Raw genomic sequence first — 17,143 nt, 5'->3', positions numbered from 1 at the left:
ACGATGCCTTTATCTCATCCGACAAATTCCCAAGCGCTTTGATAAACGCCAAATTTCTCGACATAGCCGATAAAATCGGCATAAAAAGGATGTCGACCAAGAGTAGCACTGTCCCCCACTACCACCAGTTTTTTTCGCGCCCGTGTCATTGCTACATTCATCCGACGAAAGTCACTCAAAAAGCCAATCGCCGAACTAGTATTACTCCGCGTCATGCTTATATAAATAACATCGCGTTCCTGCCCCTGAAAGCCATCAATACTGTTTACAGAAATTTTGCCGCCATACTGCTCCCCGGCAAAACAATCCTCTATCAATTCCTTAAGTAGTAGCACCTGCTGCTTATAGGGGGATACAATACCTATAGAAGGAGGACGTCCGTCTTCGTGTTGCATGGAAACCAGTGCTTGCAGGTGTCTCACGAGGAGGGCTGCTTCCTCTGGATTAGTAGTACTCGTACCCTCCTGTCGTTCTTCAAAGCCACATCCTGCTGTATCAAGGAAGACGAGTGGATCGTCGCCAGCAAATAAAACATGGTCGGCAACAGAAGGGTCGGCCTTAAGTCGGCCACCATAAAACACTTGCGACGAATAACCCATTATAGAAGAGTGCATTCGATACTGCTGCTCCAACATACAAACCGCTGCGGGATGCAGACTGCTCAATTTCTCAAATAAGGTGATCGACAATCCGTTGCGTGCTGCGTCTTCTGATTTCACTGTAGGCGGTAGCTGGCAGTGGTCTCCAGCCAGCACCACTTTTTTCGCCTTCAAAATCGGGATCCAGGTAGCAGGCTCCAAGGCCTGGGCCGCCTCGTCTATCAGCACCGTATTATACTCTAAGTCTCGAACGGCAAAATGATTTGCACCAACCAGCGTACTAGTTATCACCTGCGCTTTACTCACGAGGTCATCCACAACAAACGTCTCCACTCGGTCCACCTCTTTCAGAATTTGCCTGGCTTCATTAAAAAGAGCCTTTCGTTGTTCCTGCTCAGCCCTTCCAAAATTGCGTTTATACTTGTGGGCCATGTTTTTATACTCTGCCGCCTGCCGTTTCAAGCTCTTCACTTCTTTCATTGCAGGATGCACGGCCATCCTGCCGTCCAGACTAAGAGCAGTAAGCTTATCGGAAATACGTAGTGGATTACCGATTCTAAGAACATTTAAGCCGACATCCGACAACTTTTCAGATAACAGATCTACTGCAGCATTACTTGGTGCTACTACTAAAACCCGTTCGTTCTGAAATTGCACCATTGCTTTGATCGCCTGGACAATAGTAGTCGTTTTTCCAGTACCAGGGGGACCATGAACAAGTGCAATATCCCTTGCCGAAAGCACCTTCTGGAAAGCGTCCATCTGAGAATCGTTTAGTGGGGAAGAAGGCAGAGTGGAGGGTATAGCATCAAAAGAGGGACTGTCTTCGCCAATCAAAATTCGAACTAAAGAGCCCACTTTGTGATGCGTAGCTAAACTTTCTGCAGCCCTAAGGGCTTTCTCCATTTCCTGATAACTGCCGTTGTCGAACAGAAGGTCCAATCCTAACTTCCCCTTCGAACTCCAATCGGGTAGTTCGTCGGTTCTAAAGTTGACTTTAATTCTATTACCGTTCAGGTAACTAACTGTCCCCTCGAGTCTCTTGACGTTGGCTTCCGAATTAGAAAAGAGAGCAACGGGACTTCCAGTTTTGAACTGATGGAAGTCGTCTACTTTCGAAGTTCGTTCAAATTCAACCGTCAAGTAGTCGCCCCTACCAAGTTCTGAACCTTTAATGATAAGCGGATACCAGCAGAGACCGTTTTCACGGCGCTCAAAAACAGTGGAAGTCTTGATCACACTGTTATAATTCTTCCAGTCTTCCTCGCGCTCCTGCCGTAATAAATCCAGCTGCGCTTTGAAATATTCCTCCAATGATGTTCCTTTCTGAGTAGCTAAAAAACGAAAGTTTTAGCTGAAATTTGTTGGTAGAAAGTAAGCTTAAATTCGTTTAATCGTAGATGATCTGCCTTTTTTTCTCTTTTTCGACGATGAGGTATTCCACGTTGGTTAACTTTTCCATCAACTCAATCTTCTGCACGTGGGGCTTCCAATTAAACAACAATTCGCCTAAAGGATGGTAAAAAATCACGAACCATAGAACCTCGAGTAGATGCTTTACTCCTGTTTCGTAGGCTACCTTTTCAGAAATGATCAATGGAAGCAGGAAATTAGACAAGGCTACCACCAGCAGATTAACGGCTATTATTCCACCATTGTGCCGTTTGAATTTAGTGAAGGCCCTGATTTCTTCCGTTTTTCTCTCCGAAAAATGCCTTTTTATTGCATACATGAGCGGCTCTGCATACTGTTGTTCCTTATCGCTACTGCTATACAACTTAAATATCACCAGGTCGTCTTCCTTCGCTTCCAGCACACACTTTTTGATATAATCTTCAAACTTTACACTTAACTGCCGCCGATACATGGGCGAGGGATCGTTCCGGTTAAAATACTCTTCCACTGAATTCCGGTCGAGTGCCAAATAAACATTTACACTTTTAAAGGAACTAGTTTCACTAATCATACAGCGGTCGATATTTTTAAATATAGCAAGCCGGGAGCCTGCCTTTTGATAACAGAGTTCGGGTACTTTTACCCTGGTTATTCCCAACAATGTCCTCTTATACGAGCTTGTTATGCCAAAAGTTAGTCTAAGCTAAAGAAAAGGCAACACTGGTAGGAATAGCTGGCGGCTTAACAATATGCCGACAGCTATTTTTGCTTATGCAAGATGGACGTACGTGATACCGTCGCCGCCCCGGTCGGGATGCTCATCCTCCATTCGACTTACTTGCGAATACTTCTTCAAATAGTCCCGAATAAGCTTCCTCAAAATACCATCGCCTTTACCATGGATTATTTTAAGATTGGGAAAACCCATCATGATTGCCTTGTCAAGGTAGCGTTCAATCTCATACAGTGCCTCCTCACCCCGCTTCCCGCGGACGTCTATCTCGGGACTAAAACTGGCTATCGAATCGGTAATTTGGGACGAGTAGCTTCTTCTGATCTCTTTAGGCACCTGTTTATTAGAGATTTTCTGTACCCTCTTCCTCTTCACGACAGAACGTAAATCGCCCATAGCGAGAATTACATTATCCTTCGTCACATCAATTACCTGCCCAACCGTTTCCGAGTCAACCAACTTCACCCAATCGCCTGCTGCTAATTCCGAGGTATCCGTCTCCGGCTTCTTCGAAGGGGCTTCCTTCACCTGGTGCTTCTGTAGTTCAGTTTGGAGATTTTGCCGCAACTTCTGCGTCTTTTCCTTGTCTGCTTTGCTTTGCTTGATCTCCGAAATGGTATTCTCAACCAGCTTATTTGCATTGAGGATGATGTTCTGAGCCTCCTTCTTAGCGTCTTTCAGAATCGAGCGCTTGTTTTCCTCCAGGTAGTCTTTCAGCTTCGTATTCTCTTCCAGTAGCGCATTCACCTTTCGCTGCTGCTTTTCAACAGCGATCTTGGTTTCCAGCAATTCTTTTTTATCTCTCTCCAGATCAACCAAAAGGGTATCTACACGTTTCTGTTGCGCTCCGATCTTATTTTTTGCAGCATTCAAAACCTGGGGAGGTAAACCTATTTTTTGGGCTATCTCAAAGGCATAAGAGCTTCCCGGCTTTCCTGTTTCCAGGATATATAAGGGCCGCATCTCCAGATTGTCAAACATCATCGAAGCATTTTCCAAGCCTTCAGCGGAGTTCGCAAAAACCTTCAGATTAGAATAATGGGTAGTAATTACGCCTCTAATTTTTTTTCGGTTCAGTGCCTCAAGTACAGCTTCAGCAATGGGACCACCAAATTGCGGATCTGTTCCTGTTCCAAACTCATCTATCAGCACCATCGTTTTCCCGCCCGCATTCTCCACAAAATATTTCATTTTCGATAGATGGGCGCTGTAAGTACTTAAGTCGCTCTCGATCGACTGGTCATCTCCGATGTCTGCAAAGATCTGCTTAAAGATTCCTATTGTAGAACTTTCAGCCGCGGGTACCAGCAGACCAGCCTGCACCATAATTTGCAGTAAGCCTACCGTTTTCATAGCCACAGACTTACCACCAGCGTTCGGCCCAGATACCACTATAACCCTTTGCTGTTCATCAATTTTCACATTCAGTGGAACAACTGTATGTCCCTCCTTTTTGAAATTAATAAGTAGCAATGGATGACGAGCATTTATCAAGTTCACCTCTGGCGTGCTCACAAGAACCGGCATTTCCGATTCTGTTTCCAAAGCGAACATCGCCTTTGCCCTTACAAAGTCGAGCTTGGTTAACAAGCCGTGATAGGCCAGCAACAAGGGAGCATAAGGTCTTAATTGATTGCTCACCTCAGTTAAAATTCTTATAATCTCTCTTCGCTTATCAAATTCCAGGTCGCGAACCTGGTTATTAAGTTGAAAGACCTCTTCAGGCTCTATGTAAACCGTCTGGCCGGAGGCGGATTCATCGTGAATAAAACCCTTTAGTTTACGCTTATTCTCGGCCAGCACCGGGATACAAAGACGCCCATCTCGAATAGTTAAATTCCCGTCGGCGGCCCAGCCGTTATTTTGTGCGTTCTTAAAAATCTGATCAATCTTTTTCCGTGCCTCCGACTCCGCTTTGGAGATCGAGTAGATAATAGATTGCAGCTCTGGGGAAGCATTGGAGCGAATTTTCCCTTTTTCATCAATTACATTCTCAATGCTTTTGATGATTTTCTTTTCGATGGGCAGATGCTCAAATAAAGCTTCGAGGTTAGGGTATCGCCCTTCCCTCTCGTTAAAATAGTTTATCACCGAAAAAACGGTCTGCAGAGATAACAACACCTGATGTAATTCGGCCTCGGTTAAAAATGCACCTTCTACACGGATCTTCTCCGCGAGTGACTTGATATCAAACAGATGTCTGATAGGTAATGGCGCATCGTTCTCCAGAATTTCCTTAAACTCCCTCGTTTGGCGAAGAAACTTGTTAATCTGTTCAAAGCTTGTCATCATCTGAATCCTGTCCACCATCTGTCTTCCCATTTCACTCAGACAGTGCGACTTGATCAGCGATTTTATTTCTGTAAACCCTAATTTATCTATTGCGTTTTGCGGGTATATCATTCCTCTTTCTCTCTTCTTTCTTTAACTCAGCCTTCTTTACCGAATCCCGCTTTAAAGAATCTCTCTTTAGTGTTATTTTCTTCAAAGAATCCCTCTTCAACGAGTCTCTTTTCAGCTTCTCTTTCTTTTTCAATAGCTCAAGGCGGAGTTTTTCCTTCCTCTGCTCATCCTTCAGTCGCTGCTGTTCGCGCTTCTCCTCGCTCTTCTGAAGCTTTACAAGCTGCTCGTCTATCTGCTTATACATCAACTGCAACTTCTTGGGACTCTTCGAATAGTACTCCAGGCTCTTTTTGAACTGCATCGAATCGATTCCGTGCTTTTTGTACACAGCTTTGTATAACTGAACAATTTTAGTTGAGTCGTTGTAGCTGTCAAGGGTCGAAGTATAACCATCTGCAAGATGAACATCAGTTAACACTTCAATCATCTTTCCTTCAGCAAGCACTCCTGCAGGAACCTTATCTCGGGTACATCCTGAAAAAAAAATGAATAGAAAAAACAATGCCAGTGAACTCCTCATTTCTTAATTTAGCCGTGATTTTGCGTTAAAAATACATATAATGAGCATAGCAGCCAACTTGACAGAATTAAAGAAGGAATTGAGCCGTTTAAATGTCACCTTGATCGCCGTATCTAAAACGAAGACAAAGGAAGAAATATTGGAAGCATATCAGGCGGGACAGAAAGTTTTCGGCGAAAACCATGTTCAGGAGTTGGTGGAGAAATATGAGCAATTGCCCAAAGACATCCAGTGGCACTTGATAGGCCACTTGCAAACTAATAAGGTTAAATACATTGCTCCCTTTGTTAGTCTGATCCATTCCGTCGATAGTTTGAAACTATTAAAAGAAATAGACAAACAGGCTAAAAAAAATGACCGGGTAATAGACTGCCTGCTTCAAATATACATTGCTGATGAAGAAACTAAATTTGGTTTAGGCTTTGATGAGGCAATTGACTTGTTGAGATCTGAAGATATTTATTCCCTGAAAAACGTGAGGATTGTTGGCGTGATGGGTATTGCTTCAAACACAGAAAATCCAAAACAGATAAAAGAAGAGTTTTACGAACTGAGAACTTTTTTCGAGGGATTGAAACAGAGCTTTTTTAGGAATGAAAGCTCGTTTAAGGAGATCTCGATGGGAATGTCTGGCGACTATAAAATTGCTATCGAACAAGGCAGCACTATGATCCGCGTAGGAAGCAGTATCTTTGGAAAAAGGGTTATTCCGCACTGGAGAATACAAAATAACCCTGCCGAAGAAAATTAAAGGCAACTCCTTTTTTTTAAACAATCATTACTAATTCAAAAACAGTCAACATGGTCATTCGTGTCGCCGAAAAGAAAGATTGCAAGAGACTTTTGGAGTTGATTCAGGAGCTCGCCGAATACGAAAAAGCGCCTAACGAGGTAACTGTAACACTGGAAGAATTCGAAGAAGCCGGATTTGGAAGATCAGCAGTATGGAAAGCTTTCGTAGCAGAAATTGATGGGATAGTGCAAGGGTTTGCCTTGTACTATATCCGCTATTCTACATGGAAGGGCTGCCGACTTTATCTGGAGGATTTCCTGGTGACAGAACAATTCAGAGGCCGCGGCATTGGCAAGAGACTGTTTGACAGAATTGTGCAAGAAGCGAGGGAAAAGGACTTCAATGGGATGAGCTGGCAGGTGTTAGACTGGAACGAACCAGCTATTAATTTCTACAAAAAATATAACGCAAGTTTTGATCCGGAGTGGCTGAACGCGTCACTGACTAAGGAGCAAATAGCTAACTTAACTCATCTTCTCACCGACCAAACAATTTAAGTCGTTTCAAGTACTATTCAAAACTCAAAATTCCAAGTATAAGCCGATGGCAGAAGTATTCAAATTTGGTGGGGCATCAGTGAAAGATGCTGAGGGGATCAAAAATCTTGCAAAAATCATCCAACTCTACAAGGACAAGCAATTACTGATCGTTGTTTCAGCGATGGGTAAAACAACTAACGCCCTGGAAGAGCTAACAAAAGCATATGCTGAGCAGCGGGACGATGTACAAGCGGTTCTTGAAGGAATCAAAGCCTACCATGAAAGAGTAATGCTTGAGCTGTTTGGCGACGCTTCACATCCTGTCTTTGATGAAATAGCGAATACGTTCGTAGAGGTTGAGTGGATGCTGGAAGATGAGCCACAAGATGACTTCGACTTTATCTACGACCAGATCGTGTCTATTGGCGAACTCCTTTCTACCAGGATCGTAAGTAACTACCTGGCTCACTCGGGAGTTCCCGTTAAATGGATTGACGCCAGAAGCTACATTCATACCGACAACACCTATCGGGAAGGAAGGGTAGACTGGAAAAGAACCTGTACGGCAATAGAAACACAACTCGCCTCTCAGCTTTCAAGTCACATTGTTATCACTCAAGGTTTCATCGGGGGGACTTCTGAGAACTTTACGACTACCTTAGGACGAGAAGGTTCTGATTATACTGCGGCCATTTTTGCTTCCTGCCTCAAAGCTGACGCAGTTACAATCTGGAAAGACGTACCTGGAGTGCTAAACGCTGATCCGAAACTGTTTGAAAATACTGTGAAGTATGAGGAGCTCTCCTATCGGGACGCATTGGAGATGACTTTTTACGGTGCAACTGTAATTCACCCTAAAACCATTAAACCCCTCCAGAACGGAAAAATCCCCCTTTATGTAAAACCTTTTCTAGATCCGCACGCTCCCGGCACGTGCATCAAGGAGAGTGAAGTAGTAATCACTCAGCCGGCAATTATCGTCAAAAACAACCAGGTACTACTTTCCATCTCGACAAAAGATCTGGCATTTATCACAGAGGATCATCTGTGTGACATATATGGCATCTTTGCGAAAGCGCGAGTAAAAATTAACATGATGCAGTTGTCTGCAATAAGTTTTTCGGCCTGCTTCGATTGGGATGAAAAACGATTTAAGAAACTCGAAGTGCTTTTGGACGGACAGTTCCGAATCAAATACAATCAAGACTTGAAACTCTATACTGTGAGGCATTTCCAACAAGCAGTAATCGGTGAGCTAACGGCAAGAAAAACAGTACTATTGGAGCAAACAAGCCGCCACACGGCCCAGATAGTAGTTAAAGATTAACTTACTGCATTTGAATCCTTTAATCTTACAGGAAGAAGTTCAGAATTATCTCAACGTGCATCTAGATGATGACGTTAATCGGATCTTATTGGGAAAGAGCCCTTTCGCTGGCATCAGTCCAAGGGAACTTGCTCAACAGCTGGAAAGCAGGAAGAAGTGTGAAAAGAAGCTTCCCACCTGGTTCGCAAGGAAAGGCATCTACTATCCGCCTAAAATTTCCATCGAACAGACCTCTTCTGAACTTACTGCACGATACAAAAGTACCCTCGCCCTGGGAGACCGATTAATCGACCTGACTGGCGGCCTCGGTGTAGACAGCTACTACTTCTCAAAAAGATTAAAAGATGTGGTCCATTGTGAGCTCAACTCAGAACTGTCTACCATTGCCTCCCATAATGCTAGCGTGCTCAACCAAACCAATATTGAGTTTTTAAACACAAACGGCTTAGAGTACCTTAGCAAGAGCGATGTTAATTTTGATACCATTTTTGTCGACCCATCCCGACGGGTTGAATCTAAAAAAGTGTTCCTACTTCAGGATACAGAGCCTAATGTGGTTTCGAACTTGCCGCTGTTACTAGGGAAGGCGAAACGGGTAATTATCAAAACTTCTCCCCTATTTGACATTCATTCCGGATTGCAGGAGCTTAGCAGCGTAAAAGAAATACATGTAGTAAGCGTAAAAAACGACTGCAAAGAACTACTTTGGGTGATAGACGCGGGCTTCGAAGGAGAGCCGAACATTGTTTGTGCTGCCTTGACTGAATCAAACAGCCTCTTTTATACTTTCGAACCAGCTCAAGAGAAAAGCCTCAGGATAGAAAGATTTTACAACCCTCTGTCATTCCTATACGAGCCCGACGTAGCGATTCTAAAAGCCGGAGCTTTCAAAAGTATTGCAACCTGCTTTCACCTCGGCAAGCTAAACAGAAACACCCATCTATATACTTCGGAGAGAATAGTTGAAAACTTCGTAGGTAGAGTTTTTAAGATCCGGTCAGTAAATACACTAAAAACATTCAAAGCTTCAGGTATTCGAAAGGCAAACGTGATTACACGGAATTTCCCCCTACAGGTGGAAGAGATTAAAAAGAAGTACAAAATTCAGGACGGAGGTGATCTTTATCTCATTTTTTGCACCGGTGCAGAAAATCAACTTCTTGCTATTGAGGCAGAAAGGGTTAACTCATAAACGCAAAAAAAGCCCTGCACAGCAGAGCTTTCCTAGTAAGTATCGTGGATCACTTATGCTTTCTTCACGTTTACCGCTTGTAATCCTTTGCGTCCTTCGGCTACCTCGAAAGAAACACTATCATTGTCACGAAGCGCGTTTACGCCACCTTGTATGTCTTTAAAATGTACGAAGATCTCTTTACCATCTTCCTGAATGATAAAACCATAACCTTTTTCGGCGTTAAACCATTTAACCTTTCCAGTTTTCATAAAAATTAATATAAATAAATTAGTACTACATCGACCATTTAAAAAAGCTGACTGAAAAAGAAATGGAATTTATAATTCAGGTAAGATTTAAGAACTGGCGACTAAACCAAAGATAACAAAATAAAATCCTGAATAAGAAATAAATATTATTCAGGATTTCGTTGTTATTTATTCGGTTGGGGTGTAAAACGAAGATAAGGTTTTACAATTCTGTGCCCTTTAGGGAACTTGGAAGGTATGTCTTCCGTCTTGATTGCCGGCGTAACAACTACATCCTCTCCCTCTTTCCAGTCTGCAGGTGTTGCTACACTGTAGTTGGCTGTTAACTGTAGAGAGTCAATTACCCGGAGGATCTCCTGGAAGTTCCGTCCGGTTGACGCAGGATACGAAATAATCAACTTAATCTTTTTATCAGGTGATATGATAAATAAGGAGCGAACAGTAGCAGTTTCGGAAGCATTCGGATGAATCATTCCATATAATTCCGAAACTTTCTTGTCTTCATCAGCAATTAGTGGAAAGTCTACCACTACACCTTGCGTTTCATTGATATCCTGAATCCAACCTGAATGCTTATCCACGGGATCCACACTTAACGCTAGAACTTTAACATTCCGCTTTTTAAACTCGTCATTCAATGCTGCAGTTCTGCCCAGCTCCGTAGTACAAACCGGTGTATAATCTGCCGGGTGCGAAAATAAAACAGCCCAGCTATCCCCCAGGTACTCGTAGAAATCAATCTCGCCCTGTGAGGTCTGCGCCTGGAAATTGGGGGCGACATCGCCTAGTCTTAAGCTCATAGTGTAAAATTTAAAAGGTTAAGTAATTTATTAACTCTACCAAGTTAGTAGGTTTTTTACTCAAATAGAAATCTCTTTTATAAGGCTTATGTAAAAAGTTGGTTGTGGGATTTGATGAAGGATGGAGCCGCAAGGTTTATTCCTAACACCTCGTTAAACTTCTTCACTGTGTAATCCCCTAAAATTGGAGTGTCCTTCTCATCATGTTGATGAAGAAAGAAGTAAACAGACTCTAAGCCACTGTTTACCCAGCCAGAAATCCTCTCCGCCCAATCGTCAATCCGTTTATAATCAGTAGGATGTAAGCCGTTCCCCACAAATCGAATGAATGCCTCCGGAGTTGATAAATGCATATGAACGCAATCTCTTCTTCCGCTGGCGTCAGTAATGATTGCGCCTCGGCCCACTGTCTTCAGCATAGAAAAGAACTCCCTCCTCACATGCTCATTCCCAAACCACTCCGGGTGACGCACTTCTACAAAGATCTGTAGGTCACTAGGCAGATGCTCCAGATAAGCCCTAAGTGTTTCAAAGTTATTTGGTCCGAAATTATCGGCTAGTTGCAGGAAGCTCGGCCCTAGATAAGTTCCAAACTCATAAATGCTTTCTAAATACCGGGTCGTATCCTCCTCCGCATTTTTTAGTCTGCGTATGTGAGAAATATTTCTGGAGAACTTGGGACAGAATTTAAAGTCATCGCGAACTGCTGCTGCTTTCTCTTTCCAGGTTCTTATCTGTTCTTTCTTGGGCATGTTATAAAACACAGCATTCAACTCAATAGAATTGAAGTGCTTCACATATTCGTCAAGAAATTTGGCCTCTTTTGTCTTTTCAGGATAGATCATGCCTACCCACTCTTTTCGCCCCCACTTCGCGCAACCAATATAAATCTTTGGATTAGCAACCTTTGTCCGCCCTTGAAGTACGTCTAACGTAAACTCGGTGTCTGGTTGCAGACAAAAGTCAACTTCTGTAAGCTGTTCTAAAGCGATTTTCCCAAAGTCCATATAAACAATTTTTAAAGCAAATAAACAAAAAAGGGAACCAATTTTGGCTCCCTTTTTTTATTTATAACAGGTTGAATAACTATTTAACCGCTTCAACCACTGCTTTGAAAGCCTCTGGCTCATTCATCGCAAGATCTGCAAGAACTTTACGGTTTAATTCGATACCTGATTTATTTAATTTACCCATCAATTGAGAGTATGATAGACCGTTATGGCGTGCAGCTGCGTTAATACGCTGAATCCATAAAGCACGGAACTCTCTCTTTTTGGTTTTACGGTCGCGATAAGCGTACTGTAAACCTTTTTCAACTGTGTTTTTAGCAATGGTGTAAACCTTGCTGCGAGATCCCCAATAGCCTTTAGCTAAACCTAAGATCTTTTTTCTTCTTCTTCTTGACGCTACTGCGTTAACCGAACGTGGCATTTTGTTTTCTTTTTTGGCAGGCGGCGCTGCGTTTTTCAGCAGTCTTACAACCGGAAGCCGGGTTAAACATTAATTAACTGAATCTGTCACAGATTCTTACTTTCCAATGCAAAGCATGCGTTTCACGTTGCTCATGTCAGCATCCGATACCAGACCGCTTTGACCTAAGTTACGCTTACGTTTAGTCGACATCTTTGTTAAGATGTGACTCATGAATGCGTTGTTCCTTTTGATTTTACCTGTTCCAGTAAGCTTAAAACGCTTTTTAGCACTGGAATTGGTCTTCATTTTTGGCATAACCTATTTATTTGAATTTAAGATGTTTAATATATTTCGGTTGCACATTTACACATCAGTATATATGCACATCTAAAAATCTATTTTTTTGTTGCTTTCGGACCCACGATCAAGAACATCCGCTTACCTTCTAATTTCGGAAGCTGTTCTACTTTTCCATATTCTTCCAAAGCTTGCGCAAACTTCAGGAGAAGAATTTCACCTTGCTCCTTGTAAACAATTGCCCGCCCTTTGAAGTGGACATAAGCTCTCACCTTCTCTCCAGCTTCCAGGAAACTGACTGCATGTTTCAGCTTAAACTGAAAATCGTGCTCGCTTGTATTAGGTCCGAAACGAATTTCTTTGATAATCGTCTGCTTAGCGTTCGCTTTAATCTCCTTAAGCTTTTTCTTTTGCTCGTAGATGAACTTATTATAGTCAATTACTTTACAAACCGGAGGATTAGCGTTCGGCGATATTTCTACAAGGTCCAGCTCTTGCTCTTCAGCAATAGCTCTGGCCTCGCTCAAAGAATAAACACCTTGCTCAACGTTATCTCCAACAAGACGGATCTGAGGAGCTTTGATGAACTCGTTGATATTATGCTCTGCCTCTTTTTTCTTAAACGGAGGTCTTGGCCCTCTGTTAAAACCTGGTCTTCCTAATGCCAAATTTAAATTTTGTTTAAACGGTTATTTCTGTAATTAATTGATTTCTAAATTCTTCTGCCCTCATACTTCCAACATCGCCGTGGCCGTGTCTTCGTACCGAAACTGTACCATCAGCCATTTCCTTTTCTCCTATGATAAGCATGTACGGAATTTTCTTCACTTCCGCGTCTCTGATCTTTCTTCCGATTTTCTCATCTCGCAAGTCGATCAGCCCGCGAATATCGGAATTATTAAGAGATTCTAAAACTTTTTTTGCATATTCTTCATACTTCTCAGAGATCGGAAGTATAATGAACTGTTCCGGAGTTAGCCATAATGGGAAGTTGCCGGCACAGTGCTCAATAAGTACCGCTACGAATCTTTCCAATGAACCAAAAGGTGCTCTGTGGATCATCACCGGCCGGTGTTTTTGGTTGTCGCTGCCTGTATACTCCAGCTCAAAACGTTCGGGAAGATTGTAATCAACCTGGATTGTCCCGAGCTGCCATTTTCTTCCTAAAGCATCCTTCACCATAAAATCAAGTTTAGGACCATAGAAAGCGGCTTCTCCTAGCTCAACCACCGTTTTCAAACCTTTTTCTTCAGCCGCTTCAATGATTGCAGATTCAGCAAGCTGCCAGTTCTCGTCCGTACCTATATACTTTGTCTTATTTTCAGGGTCACGAAGGGAAACCTGAGCAGTATAGTCCTCAAAGCCCAGCGCATTGAATACATATAATACAAGGTCGATAACCTTCTTGAATTCTTCCTTCACCTGATCTGGGCGGCAGAATAAATGGGCATCATCCTGAGTGAAGCCACGAACACGTGTCAAACCATGAAGTTCGCCGCTCTGCTCATACCTATATACTGTCCCAAATTCAGCGAACCTTACAGGAAGATCCTTGTAAGACCGTGGCTTGGACTTATAAATTTCACAATGGTGCGGACAGTTCATTGGTTTCAGGAAAAACTCCTCCCCTTCCTGCGGCGTCTTTATCGGTTGAAAAGAATCTGCTCCATATTTCTCGTAGTGTCCTGAAGTAATGTAAAGATTTTTGTGGCCTATATGAGGAGTAATTACCTGCTCGTACCCGGCTTTCATCTGGGCCCGTTGCAAGAAATTCACTAACTTCTCCCGAAGTGCGGTTCCTTTAGGCAGCCATAGTGGCAAACCCATTCCAACTTTTTCAGAGAAAGTGAATAACTCCAGCTCTTTGCCTAATTTCCGGTGGTCACGTTTCTTGGCTTCTTCGATCATTTTCAGATAATCGGAAAGCTCGCTCTGTTTAGGGAAGGTGACACCGTAGATTCTTGTCAACTGCTTACGCGATTCGTCCCCGCGCCAGTAAGCGCCAGCCACGTTCATCAACTTTACTGCCTTTATAAACCCGGTATTTGGTATGTGCGGTCCGCGGCAAAGATCTGTGAAGCTACCTTGTGTATAGAATGTGATCGACCCGTCAGGAAGATCCTTAATCAAATCAAGTTTGTATTCATCACCTTTTTCGATGAAGTACTGTTCTGCATCAGCCTTACTTACCGGCTTCCGCACAAATTCAGACTTCGTCTTGGCTAACTCAAGTATTTTGTCTTCTATTTTCTTAAAATCATCGGAAGAAAAATCACGATCACCGAAATCAACATCGTAATAAAAACCAGTCTCTATGGCCGGGCCAATACCAAATTTAGTACCCGGATAAAGGGCCTCCAAAGCCTCCGCCATTAAGTGTGCTGAAGAGTGCCAAAAAGTGGACTTTCCAGTTTGATCATTCCAGGTCAGAAGCTTCACCGTTGAATCGTTCTCTATGGGACGAGAAGCATCCCAACATTCACCATTAACTTCTGCTGCTAAAACGTTTCTTGCTAATCCTTCGGAAATAGATTGTGCAATTTGAAAGGCTGTTATTCCCTTCTCATATTGGCGGATAGAGCCATCAGGAAGTGTTATATTAATCATCTACAACTATGATTTTTAGTTCTTTTTGAAAATCGCCCAGCTTAGGCGAAGGGCAAAAATATAATTTCCCAGCAATTTTATAGGATCACATTTTGCGTTTAGCTGAGAAAAATATGGATTTGAAACTATTGCAGGCTAGGTAAAATAGTTTAATAGCCTTCAATTGAGACTATTAAACTATGAAGGGTGTCTTAACTTAAAATCTTCTGGTATTTCCACGAGGCGCACCGCCTTTAAAGCCACCTCTGTTAGCACCACCACCACCGTTATCGTCATCTCTGGCTTCAGTGACGAAAATCTTATTTCCGTAGTAGTCGCCACCATTCATATTTCTAATAGCTTCTTTAGCTTGTGCCTCGTCAGGCATTTCTACGAAACCAAAACCACGACTGGCTCCTGTCTCCTTATCTTTTATAATCCTGAGCGACTTAACTACTCCGAAGTCACCGAAGACTTCTCTTAACTCTTTTTCTTCCACCTGTAATGGCAGATTTTTGATAAAAATTTTCATTTATTATTATTCAGCTTTTCAGGAGCTACCCTATTTAATTGAACGTTAGTAACCTCTGCGTAATCTTGCAAGGTTCGAGCCAAAACCACTCTCCCTGCCTGTTAAAATCATATCGTTATAATCTTAAAAAAACAGAAATTTTAGTTTTATTAGTAGCAATCGTGACTCCGAAAAAACGCCCACAACTTCTCTCTGATCAAGATCACGCGACTTACGCGCAAGGTAAGCGTTTTCTTCCTATAACGCGTGTTTTTTCTGTTATTATTACATTAAATGGATTATTGATTTTTCGTAGGAAGACCTTGCGTTGAACTAGTCATTTTACACGTGACTTAACTATTCCCACAAAAAGTCCACAAATTTTAGCGAGCCTATAGCTTTAAAATATCCTGCTCCGGCTATTTTAAATCAATATGAAATAGAGTCTTTTTAAAGAAGTATTTTTTTAATTTTGTGGTTATGATGAAACAATTGCAATCTACACGGTTTTTAGTTTTGAGCCTCTTAATAATTGTTGCCGCCGCTACCCGTGCCTTACCTATTTTATTACCAAACATCTGGAATTTCACGGCAGTTGGTGCTCTTGCAATTTTTGCAGGATCGCAGTTCACAGACAAACGTCTGGCTTTTATTATACCATTAGCCGCGATGGCTCTATCTGATGTTTTTATAGGACAAGGCTTTAACGTTGTAGTTTATGCAGGGTTCGTAGCAATGGTAGCTTGTGGTTTATTCATAAGAAACAGAGTTAATGTAACCAATGTCGCTCTTGCTTCGGTTGCCGGTGCTTTCGCATTTTTTCTGATTACCAATTTCGCATTCTTCTACAGCTGGTACCCGCACAATATGCAAGGGATAATACAATCATACATTATGGGTCTGCCATTTTTACGTAACATGCTGATTGCCGATGTTATTTATGGCGTGCTGCTCTTTGGAGGGTTTTATCTTTTGGAAAAAAGATATCCTACGGTAGCTTTGGTAAAAAAATAAATTTTTAGATATAACTACTACAAAAAAGCCCCCGACACCGTCAGGGGCTTTTTTGTTACGACGTTAGGAGTTCCTCTACGATAGCAGGGACTGCAACACCTGCCTTTTCAGAAATGATTCGCATATCTCGGACAGACAAAGAAGAAGCCTGGGGATCCACAACAATCTTCCGGGCGTTATTGGGAACAAAATCTTTAAGACCAGCGGCGGGGTAAACATTCAACGAAGTACCTACTAAAAGGAATATGTCTGCCGTTGAGCAGATTTGAGCCGCCTTCTCAATCATCGGAACAGGCTCTCCAAACCAGACTACGTGAGGGCGCAGCTGTGACCCCAGCTCGCATTGCTCCCCCATTTTTAGCTCCCATCCCTCGATGTCATAAGTTAAACTTGGATCTTTACTCGATTGAGACTTTGTGATTACACCGTGTAGATGTAAAACAGCGCTGGAGCCTGCCCGCTCGTGCAGATTATCGACATTCTGAGTGACGATAGTAACATCGAACTTTGATTCGAGCTTTGCCAGCGCATAATGTGCGGCATTCGGCTGAGCTTCCAGGACCGCCTTTCGGCGCATGTTATAAAACTCCTGTACCAAGTTAGGATTTCGCTGCCATGCTTCAGGTGTGGCTACTTCGTAAACATCATATCCTTCCCATAGACCGTCCGAATCACGGAAGGTTTTCAGTCCACTTTCTGCAGAAATTCCCGCCCCAGTAAGCACTACTACGTGTTGTTTCATCTTATGAATTGCTATAAAAACAAAAATAATTTTGTCTGCATGATGTTTATCATTTTCAAAAAAATCATTTTAGCTAAACTTGCAGGAC

General features: G+C 42.5%; 18 protein-coding genes. 5 read left to right on the top strand and 13 right to left on the bottom strand.

Annotated elements, in window-relative coordinates; translation table 11 throughout:
• Window positions 1-14: 14 nt before the first annotated feature.
• The 4 genes from J4N23_RS07250 to J4N23_RS07235 all read right to left on the bottom strand — a co-directional run bounded on the left by J4N23_RS07250 (window position 15) and on the right by J4N23_RS07235 (window position 5,650).
• Window positions 15-1,913, bottom strand: coding sequence for an AAA domain-containing protein (locus J4N23_RS07250; RefSeq protein WP_207426355.1), 1,899 nt, complete (start codon window positions 1,911-1,913; stop codon window positions 15-17).
• Between the two features lie 76 nt (window positions 1,914-1,989).
• The gene (locus J4N23_RS07245) at window positions 1,990-2,565 is read right to left on the bottom strand and encodes a hypothetical protein (RefSeq protein ID WP_207426354.1); all 576 of its coding nucleotides are present in this window, start codon (window positions 2,563-2,565) and stop codon (window positions 1,990-1,992) included.
• Window positions 2,566-2,763: 198 nt separating this feature from the next.
• The gene (locus J4N23_RS07240; protein ID WP_207426353.1) at window positions 2,764-5,130 is read right to left on the bottom strand and encodes an endonuclease MutS2; all 2,367 of its coding nucleotides are present in this window, start codon (window positions 5,128-5,130) and stop codon (window positions 2,764-2,766) included.
• On the bottom strand, window positions 5,102-5,650 hold the full coding sequence (locus J4N23_RS07235; RefSeq protein ID WP_207426352.1) for a DUF4296 domain-containing protein: 549 nt from the start codon (window positions 5,648-5,650) through the stop codon (window positions 5,102-5,104). The genes J4N23_RS07240 and J4N23_RS07235 overlap by 29 nt, the downstream gene beginning before the upstream one ends.
• A 40-nt stretch (window positions 5,651-5,690) precedes the next feature.
• Between J4N23_RS07235 and J4N23_RS07230 the strand changes: the two genes are divergently transcribed.
• Genes J4N23_RS07230 through J4N23_RS07215 form a run of 4 tightly spaced genes read left to right on the top strand, consistent with a single transcriptional unit; the run spans window position 5,691 to window position 9,441 of the window.
• Window positions 5,691-6,401: a YggS family pyridoxal phosphate-dependent enzyme gene (locus J4N23_RS07230; RefSeq protein WP_207426351.1), complete on the top strand. Its 711-nt coding sequence runs from the start codon at window positions 5,691-5,693 to the stop codon at window positions 6,399-6,401.
• A gap of 50 nt (window positions 6,402-6,451) precedes the next feature.
• Window positions 6,452-6,940 (top strand): GNAT family N-acetyltransferase, encoded by a 489-nt coding sequence (locus tag J4N23_RS07225; RefSeq protein ID WP_207426350.1) that lies wholly within the window; start codon window positions 6,452-6,454, stop codon window positions 6,938-6,940.
• Between the two features lie 46 nt (window positions 6,941-6,986).
• On the top strand, window positions 6,987-8,249 hold the full coding sequence (locus tag J4N23_RS07220; protein ID WP_207426349.1) for an aspartate kinase: 1,263 nt from the start codon (window positions 6,987-6,989) through the stop codon (window positions 8,247-8,249).
• 10 nt (window positions 8,250-8,259) lie between these two features.
• Window positions 8,260-9,441, top strand: coding sequence for a hypothetical protein (locus J4N23_RS07215; protein WP_207426348.1), 1,182 nt, complete (start codon window positions 8,260-8,262; stop codon window positions 9,439-9,441).
• Window positions 9,442-9,494: 53 nt separating this feature from the next.
• Here the strand turns inward: J4N23_RS07215 and J4N23_RS07210 are convergent, their stop codons facing one another.
• The 8 genes from J4N23_RS07210 to J4N23_RS07175 all read right to left on the bottom strand — a co-directional run bounded on the left by J4N23_RS07210 (window position 9,495) and on the right by J4N23_RS07175 (window position 15,320).
• Complete coding sequence (locus tag J4N23_RS07210) at window positions 9,495-9,692, bottom strand: cold-shock protein (RefSeq protein ID WP_207426347.1); 198 nt, start codon at window positions 9,690-9,692, stop codon at window positions 9,495-9,497.
• A gap of 164 nt (window positions 9,693-9,856) precedes the next feature.
• Window positions 9,857-10,492, bottom strand: coding sequence for a peroxiredoxin (locus J4N23_RS07205; protein WP_207426346.1), 636 nt, complete (start codon window positions 10,490-10,492; stop codon window positions 9,857-9,859).
• A gap of 86 nt (window positions 10,493-10,578) precedes the next feature.
• The gene (locus J4N23_RS07200) at window positions 10,579-11,499 is read right to left on the bottom strand and encodes a DUF72 domain-containing protein (RefSeq protein WP_207426345.1); all 921 of its coding nucleotides are present in this window, start codon (window positions 11,497-11,499) and stop codon (window positions 10,579-10,581) included.
• A 79-nt stretch (window positions 11,500-11,578) separates the two neighbouring features.
• Complete coding sequence (gene rplT / locus J4N23_RS07195; RefSeq protein WP_207426344.1) at window positions 11,579-11,923, bottom strand: 50S ribosomal protein L20; 345 nt, start codon at window positions 11,921-11,923, stop codon at window positions 11,579-11,581.
• Window positions 11,924-12,019: 96 nt separating this feature from the next.
• The gene (gene rpmI / locus J4N23_RS07190; protein ID WP_207426343.1) at window positions 12,020-12,220 is read right to left on the bottom strand and encodes a 50S ribosomal protein L35; all 201 of its coding nucleotides are present in this window, start codon (window positions 12,218-12,220) and stop codon (window positions 12,020-12,022) included.
• 80 nt (window positions 12,221-12,300) lie between these two features.
• Window positions 12,301-12,870: a translation initiation factor IF-3 gene (gene infC / locus J4N23_RS07185; protein WP_207426342.1), complete on the bottom strand. Its 570-nt coding sequence runs from the start codon at window positions 12,868-12,870 to the stop codon at window positions 12,301-12,303.
• Window positions 12,871-12,883: 13 nt separating this feature from the next.
• Window positions 12,884-14,809, bottom strand: coding sequence for a threonine--tRNA ligase (gene thrS / locus J4N23_RS07180; RefSeq protein WP_207426341.1), 1,926 nt, complete (start codon window positions 14,807-14,809; stop codon window positions 12,884-12,886).
• 196 nt (window positions 14,810-15,005) lie between these two features.
• Window positions 15,006-15,320 carry an RNA-binding protein gene (locus J4N23_RS07175; RefSeq protein WP_207426340.1) on the bottom strand — a complete coding sequence of 105 codons (315 nt, stop codon included), beginning with the start codon at window positions 15,318-15,320 and terminating at the stop codon, window positions 15,006-15,008.
• 459 nt (window positions 15,321-15,779) lie between these two features.
• Between J4N23_RS07175 and J4N23_RS07170 the strand changes: the two genes are divergently transcribed.
• A complete protein-coding gene (locus J4N23_RS07170) occupies window positions 15,780-16,313 on the top strand; it encodes a DUF6580 family putative transport protein (protein WP_207426339.1) in 534 nt (177 codons plus the stop codon).
• Between the two features lie 55 nt (window positions 16,314-16,368).
• On the opposite strand, the gene J4N23_RS07165 is transcribed toward J4N23_RS07170, so the two are convergent.
• Window positions 16,369-17,055, bottom strand: coding sequence for an NAD-dependent deacylase (locus J4N23_RS07165; RefSeq protein ID WP_207426338.1), 687 nt, complete (start codon window positions 17,053-17,055; stop codon window positions 16,369-16,371).
• Window positions 17,056-17,143: the final 88 nt, after the last annotated feature.

Source organism: Pedobacter sp. SYSU D00535, from assembly GCF_017355855.1.
Classification (GTDB): domain Bacteria; phylum Bacteroidota; class Bacteroidia; order Sphingobacteriales; family Sphingobacteriaceae; genus Desertivirga.
Note: the sequence above shows the minus strand (reverse complement) of the source record. Positions and strands in the feature narration are given on the sequence as shown.

Coding starts and splice junctions, on each gene's coding strand:
- J4N23_RS07245 (WP_207426354.1), bottom strand. CDS start 2,565: ATGATTAGTGAAACTAGTTCCTTTAAAAGTGTAAATGTTTATTTGGCA.
- J4N23_RS07240 (WP_207426353.1), bottom strand. CDS start 5,130: ATGATATACCCGCAAAACGCAATAGATAAATTAGGGTTTACAGAAATA.
- J4N23_RS07235 (WP_207426352.1), bottom strand. CDS start 5,650: ATGAGGAGTTCACTGGCATTGTTTTTTCTATTCATTTTTTTTTCAGGA.
- J4N23_RS07230 (WP_207426351.1), top strand. CDS start 5,691: ATGAGCATAGCAGCCAACTTGACAGAATTAAAGAAGGAATTGAGCCGT.
- J4N23_RS07225 (WP_207426350.1), top strand. CDS start 6,452: ATGGTCATTCGTGTCGCCGAAAAGAAAGATTGCAAGAGACTTTTGGAG.
- J4N23_RS07220 (WP_207426349.1), top strand. CDS start 6,987: ATGGCAGAAGTATTCAAATTTGGTGGGGCATCAGTGAAAGATGCTGAG.
- J4N23_RS07210 (WP_207426347.1), bottom strand. CDS start 9,692: ATGAAAACTGGAAAGGTTAAATGGTTTAACGCCGAAAAAGGTTATGGT.
- J4N23_RS07205 (WP_207426346.1), bottom strand. CDS start 10,492: ATGAGCTTAAGACTAGGCGATGTCGCCCCCAATTTCCAGGCGCAGACC.
- J4N23_RS07200 (WP_207426345.1), bottom strand. CDS start 11,499: ATGGACTTTGGGAAAATCGCTTTAGAACAGCTTACAGAAGTTGACTTT.
- rplT (WP_207426344.1), bottom strand. CDS start 11,923: ATGCCACGTTCGGTTAACGCAGTAGCGTCAAGAAGAAGAAGAAAAAAG.
- rpmI (WP_207426343.1), bottom strand. CDS start 12,220: ATGCCAAAAATGAAGACCAATTCCAGTGCTAAAAAGCGTTTTAAGCTT.
- thrS (WP_207426341.1), bottom strand. CDS start 14,809: ATGATTAATATAACACTTCCTGATGGCTCTATCCGCCAATATGAGAAG.
- J4N23_RS07175 (WP_207426340.1), bottom strand. CDS start 15,320: ATGAAAATTTTTATCAAAAATCTGCCATTACAGGTGGAAGAAAAAGAG.
- J4N23_RS07170 (WP_207426339.1), top strand. CDS start 15,780: ATGATGAAACAATTGCAATCTACACGGTTTTTAGTTTTGAGCCTCTTA.
- J4N23_RS07165 (WP_207426338.1), bottom strand. CDS start 17,055: ATGAAACAACACGTAGTAGTGCTTACTGGGGCGGGAATTTCTGCAGAA.